This is a genomic window from Gammaproteobacteria bacterium (assembly GCA_027296625.1).
Classification (GTDB): domain Bacteria; phylum Pseudomonadota; class Gammaproteobacteria; order JAKEHO01; family JAKEHO01; genus JAKEHO01.
Map to the genome: position 1 here is coordinate 1 of JAPUIX010000115.1, position 5,748 is coordinate 5,748.

The 5,748-nt window shown below is 53.0% G+C and carries 3 protein-coding genes; all 3 read left to right on the forward strand.

Going from position 1 to position 5,748, the window contains the following annotated elements; all coding sequences use genetic code 11:
* The first annotated feature begins 611 nt into the window (after positions 1-611).
* Positions 612-1,052, forward strand: coding sequence for a hypothetical protein (locus O6944_06510; GenBank protein ID MCZ6718784.1), 441 nt, complete (start codon positions 612-614; stop codon positions 1,050-1,052).
* The gene (locus O6944_06515; protein MCZ6718785.1) at positions 1,052-3,151 is read left to right on the forward strand and encodes a hypothetical protein; all 2,100 of its coding nucleotides are present in this window, start codon (positions 1,052-1,054) and stop codon (positions 3,149-3,151) included. The genes O6944_06510 and O6944_06515 overlap by 1 nt, the downstream gene beginning before the upstream one ends.
* A 455-nt stretch (positions 3,152-3,606) precedes the next feature.
* Positions 3,607-5,439 (forward strand): tetratricopeptide repeat protein, encoded by a 1,833-nt coding sequence (locus tag O6944_06520; GenBank protein ID MCZ6718786.1) that lies wholly within the window; start codon positions 3,607-3,609, stop codon positions 5,437-5,439.
* Positions 5,440-5,748: the final 309 nt, after the last annotated feature.

The following is a 5,748-nucleotide window of genomic DNA, read 5'->3' on the forward strand; positions in this document are numbered from 1 at the left end:
TAAGCTGTGGATAAACATCGGCCGTAAACAAAGGGCTTGCGACAACAGACGCTTCCCTATATCCGACGCAGCCGCCTCGTAACCGCAACGGCGAGTAGCGGAAACGGCTCTGCGTATAAATCGATATTTTCTGCAAACGCGCCCCCGCTACCACAAAAACTGAGAACCCGGCCACGTGCCGGGTTTTTCTTGCCCCTCAACCTCTCAATCGACGTCTGCTATACACCCGAAGGCAGACATTCGCGGAGTAGGGCGCCTAGACATACGCAGCTATCAGCGGGACCTCCAGTACCGCGAGGGGCTGAGGGGACATTGCTAACGTACGAAGCGAGCCGGGGCTATCCACCTCTCGTGGAGTAGGGCTCGGCGAACGTCCGCTATGCCTCCGGAAGCGGACATTGGTCTATGATTGGTGAAAAGGTCCGCTAGTGACCCAAAGCGGACATTAAGAAATTGGGCTGCCCAGTAGTCATCTCGCTTGCTGGGCTACCGCCAATGCTCGGCTCGAGCCGATGACAAAGTTCCATTGGACGATGTCCAATATGATGAGTAGCAAAGAAGCTGGCAGGACGATAGCGTGAAGAATCGGGCGTTTTGATGTTGCCAAGGCGATGAACCCAAAGAAAAACAAGAGCGAAGTGGCGTTATCGGGTGAAAGCAGATCTGAATCGAAGATCAGCGGCCGAAACAACGTTGCCAGGACCACGGTCACGGCGCCCAACCAACGCCGGAAAATGCGCTGGAAAGCCGGTACAATCGGCAATCTTGGCCAGGGAATCGGGCCCACCGATTCAAGAATCACAGTGTCGCTAGTAGCCAAACTACGACGTCGAAACGGATTCAAGGTAGCCGATGCCTATGCGGCTGTCGCCTGGCTGGCAATCCGGACCTTTGATGAATTCCTGCAGTTCGTGAGCAGATCAGTATTAACCGGTTGCGCGCAAATTCTACTGTTTGTATACGGCATCGCTCTCACTGCCCGGTTTGCTCAATCGTCATTACGCTTTCTTGCAGCTGTGCCCAGCCCAAAACTTTATCGAGGGAGCGTCTGATGAACTGTAAACCCGCATTGCTCCTGATTTTTTCGTCTTTCGCAGCATACGCTGGTGGCGGCGAGACGATTCTCGGCCATATTGGTACCCAATCCGTACAAATATCCCCTAACGGCGAACATATCGCCGTGCTGACACGCCGGTCCACCGAAGACCAGTTGTATGTCGTCGGCATTACGAGTCTCGAACTCGTATTACAACGCGGTTCGGTCGCGCCTCGTCGCTTCTATTCCGCAGACTGGTTGGACAAGGGTCAACTCGTGTTGCAGATTGGCGAAGATATTCGAAACGAGATCGCTCCTCAGCAAATCGGCGTGATGGAATTGCTGGCGCTTGGTGGCGATGTAAGCCAGTTTCCCGGATCCGCATCAACAACTTTCGAAATTCCATCGGAGCTGATTGATCAACGTTTGTTGCTCGTTGACAGCCTGCCGCAACTGGCCGGACAAATGCTTATTGAAAGTCGACCGAATAAGGCCTTGTGGCTGGCCGATGTTAGTTCGGGCGTTGCTGAATTGATCGAATATCCCCCGCTGCGTTCCGCGACGATCATTGCATCGCCGAAACTTGCCTACCTGATCGCATCCGCAGTTGACGATACCGGTATTAGGCAAATGGCCGCGCTGGACAGATCGTCGGATGGGGCGTGGAGAATGCTGGAAACAGGCTTTGAACCCGTCGCGATTAATGATGTGGGCATTGTCTACGCCTACTTCCGCGATGGAGTGCAACCCAAAGCGTTGGCAACTGTCGACGTAAAATCCGGGTCATCAGAGGTCGTGTATCAAGACAATGTCGATGACGTGACAGAGGTAATGTTGGACTCATCTCATGATCCGATCGCGATCAGGGTCATGCCCGACTATCCAAGCTGGCGCTACGTAGGTACCAAGGAAAGCCTCACTAGCTTACACAAGGATCTGCGCGCTGCGGTCCCTGGCGGTGACGTGCTCATTGTCAGTATGAGCAGCGGGGAATCGAAAATGGTCATTGAGTTGATTTACGACAGCAAGCCGAGCGACTACGTTTTTGTTGATGCTACGACAAAAAACACGAAACGCATTCTGCAGTCGGAGACCGGTATCTTTAGCGTTGGCGGAAATTCCGAAACGGTGTATTCCATTCAACCATTCAGCGTGCAAGCGGACGACGGAAGCGAGGCGAGCGGTTTGGTCAGCGCCCCAAAGGACGGCGGGAAACCTCAATCCACGATTGTTCTGCTTGGAGCATCAGCAGGACAGACTCGGTGGAAATGGGGATACCGGGACGAGGTAAGCCTTTTAAACCGGCATGGCTTGAATGTTCTGATGATTGATCTTGATTCTTCAGTGGGTGCCGGTGTCGGCTCATCAAAGTCTGACATTAATGCCGCAATAGCGAACATAAATACTGCTATTGCCTGGGGGGTCGAAAATGACTTGGTCAATAGTCGGCGCATCTGCATCCTGGGCCGGGGGTACGGCGCCGAACTCGCACTGCGGACCGCGGTTAGCAATCGGTCGATCGACTGTGCCATTGCTGTCGATGGTAGATTCGAAATGGCAATCCCACTGGTTGATTCGGTACCAGCTGACGGCAAGACTAACCGACGTTTCGATGCGCTTTTCGTATACGACGCGGGCCAAGACGATCGGCATTTGATTAATGAGGAAGCCATCCATAGGGAACTGCGTTCATTCGGTATCGAAATCGAAACGATGGTTATTGAAGGCGAAAAAAATCTGATCAGCAATCAATTGCATCAAGTCCGGGCATTAGCTCAAATATCAACGTTCCTGAAAAACAATATTCTCGGCCGCCACGCATCCACTGCACTGCCATTGACCTATGAACAGGGTGTGGTCTGGTCCGACATAGTGACAGGGTTCCAAGAGAGGCTGGATTATTCCGATGCCAAGGGAATGCGTAATTTGCTGGCATGGATTGAGCAGCAGGATGCAGTGATGCGAGCCTCGCTTTCTGACGAACAGTGGCCGCTTTACATGTCGGTTAAAGAGAATCTGATTGATTCAGTAACCCTTGATAGTGACGATTTTTTCCGCTCTAACGAAAGTATTCGTCAAACGGAACCAGATGTTCGCGAACGTCAAAGAAACTGACTCCTTAGCGTAGCAAACCGAGTCGAGATCTCTGATCCCCAATAACAAAGGCCCGACACACCATTGTGCCGGGGCCGGGCCCCAACAGAGGAAACTCTGTGTCTTGTCGAATGCTGCGCACAATTGCTGAATCGCCGCTTGTGGCCGTTAGCGGCCCTTCAATTCAGTGGTCTTCAAGGATTCTGAACGACCGCTTCTGGCCGAAAGCGGACTGTCATATTGGTGAAAATAGCTGAGATTGAATGACCGCTCTCGGTGAAAGCGGACGTTCAAACTTACTTTTGATCGAGACTCATTCTGAATGTCCGGTAAGCGCTCGAAACCGGCCGTTCGCCTGATATCATTGTGACAGGCTGCTAATGATCCAAAGCAGACATCCATAAAAGGCACTGCGCTCGACTATAGATCCTTCATAGCCCATCATCGCTCCAGGCACCGGGGACATAACAGCCATAATGTCGTTGTTCACCGAACTCAAGCGCCGCAATGTCTTTCGTGTAGGGGCAGCCTACATCGTCGTGGCGTGGCTGGTCATTCAGGTGGTCGAGACAATTTTCCCTGCATTCGGTTTCGGTGATTCAGCCGTACGTGTCGTCGCCATTCTCTTTGCCATCGGTCTGGTCCCCGCACTGATTCTCTCCTGGATATTTGAATTTACGCCGGAAGGCCTCCTGCGCGAAGATGAAGTGGATCGCAGCCAAGCGATCAGCTCGTATGCCGGTAAGAAGCTCGATCGCGCGATAATCGTGATTCTAACGCTGGCAGTCGGCTACTTCGCGGTGGACAAATTCGTGCTGGACCCGGCGCGAGATACCGAGATAGAAAAGATGGCCGCCCAGCGGGGCCGCAGTGAGACACTGACGTCATCCTTTGGTCAGAACTCCATTGCCGTACTCCCCTTCGTCAATATGAGTGACGACGCGAGCAACGAGTACTTCGCTGACGGGCTGTCGGAAGAACTGATCAACCTGCTCGTAAAGCTCCCGACCCTCAAAGTGGCTGCTAGAACATCCTCGTTTTCCTACAAAGAAAAGGACACAAAAATCGCGCAGATCGGCGAGGAACTCAACGTTGCCCATGTCTTGGAGGGCAGTGTCCGCAAAGCTGGAAGTAGGGTCCGCATCACCGTCCAGTTGATCAAGGCAGACGACGGCTTCCGACTGTGGTCGGCGACCTACGACCGAACGCTGGACGATATCTTCGTGATCCAGGATGAAATCGCATCGACGGTGTTAAGGGAACTCAAGTTGACACTGCTGGGTGCGCCGCCAACAAGCAGGCCAACCGACCCGGAAGTTTATGCGCTTTATCTCCAGGGAAAGCATTTTCTCAACCTCAAGACTAAGCAGCACAGGGAAAAAGCGGTTTCGGCATTTCAGCAGGCCCTTGACCGTGATCCTGAATATGCGCCTGCCTGGTCGGCCTTGGCGTTTGCCTATCACTACCAGACCACCACCGGAGTCAGGCCCCGCGCGGAGGGCGTATCGATGGCAATGGAGGCGATCGATCTGGCCCTGGCCCATGATCCGGAACTGGGCCACGCGTGGTCTGTTTACGCTTTTCTCAAAAAATTCTGGGAATGGGACTGGGAAACCGCGGAGGCGGCGACACGCAAAGCCCTGCAACTTGATCCTTACGCCGCTGAAGTCGTCATAGGGGCTGCATCCATGGCAACGACCCTTGGGCAGTTGGATGCTGCTATTGGACTCTACGAACAAGCCCACTCAGTCGACCCTTTGTATCTCGGTGGCTTGAGTGCATTGGGACAAGCATATATGCGGGCCCGTCGCTTTGACGATGCGATATCCACCTTCGGGAAACTGGTGGCATTGACGCCGGACTATTTCTGGGGCTATTCCAATCTCGGCAAGGCATACCTGTTAAAAGGCGATGCAGAACGGGCATTGATCGAGATAGCCAACAATCCGGAAGGAGCGTTTCAAGATTTGGAAACCATAATGGCGTTTTCTACGCTCGGCCGCGAAGAAGAAGCCCAGGAAATGATCGCCCAGTGGAAGGCGAAGTATGGAGATGCCGCTCCGTCAAGGGTCGCTGAAATCTATGGCTGGCGTGGCGAGAATGACTTGGCATTTGAATGGCTGGAGAAGGCACTTACAGCACGTGATGGAGGCCTTTCATACACACTCGGTAATGTTGCTTTTGCAAACCTAGTCGGTGACCCGCGCTGGCCGGTGTTTCTCCAGAAACTTGGCTTGCTTGAAGCATGGAAAGCTATGCCGCCTGAACACGGAGGACCGCCCAAGTCACCAACGCCGAACGACCGCTAATGGCCGTTAGCTGCCGTTGAAAATCGTTCGATCCGAGCGAATTGAACGACCGTTATTGGTAAAAGCAGACGTTCAAATTGTGGCCCCGACAAACCAGCCTTCGAGTGGCCGGTATGCACCCGAAACCGGCCGTTCGCCTGATATGATGCTGACTGGCTGCTTGTGACCCAAAGCGGACGTCGCAATGTCAAATAATTTGCGTCTAGTTATAAGACAATTTTGTCTGACAAATACTAGTTAGGCGGCTTGAACTACCTATGTCAGCATCAGAATACATCTTCATCTTTTACTCATTCATACTCGCGTTGG